The organism is Lacinutrix chionoecetis (assembly GCF_053604665.1).
Genome location: NZ_JBSHNQ010000010.1, coordinates 1 through 546 on the forward strand (window position 1 = coordinate 1; position 546 = coordinate 546).

The window sequence follows — 546 nt, forward strand, 5'->3', positions numbered from 1 at the left end:
ACACAGGCTTAGATCCTGCACAATACACGTTTGAGTGGAGTTATCAGGGCACGGTATTACCAAGCGAAACAGGGCCAAGTATTATGCCAACACAAGGCGGTGTGTACACCGTTGTGGTAACCGATAATGCTACAGGCTGTAACAGCGATGCCACTACCTTTGTAGAAGTAAGCGAACCACCAGTAATTACTGCAGAAGTCACCACCTTAGCCTTTGCAGACCAGCATGACATACAGGTAACTGCAACAGGCATCACAGGCACCTCAATAGCCGTGTACGAGTTTAGTATCGATGGTGGCAGCTGGGAGATGAACACGCCAAACGATGGCACTTATACCTTTACCGATGTGGCAGCAGGAGAACATACCATAACAGTAAGAGATATTTTAGGATGTGGTGAAGCCACCCTAACCATTATGGTGATGGATTACCCACAGTACTTTACACCAAATGGCGATGGTTACCACGACACCTGGAACATTTATGGCATAGGCGACCAGCCAGATGCTATAATCTATATCTTTGATCGTTTTGGAAAACTGTTAA

The 546-nt window shown here is 46.2% G+C and carries 1 protein-coding gene; it reads left to right on the forward strand.

Translation table 11 applies throughout. The features are described from left to right. Positions 1-546: T9SS type B sorting domain-containing protein (locus ACVC43_RS00050; RefSeq protein ID WP_452222529.1), on the forward strand; the 546-nt coding region annotated here is incomplete at both ends.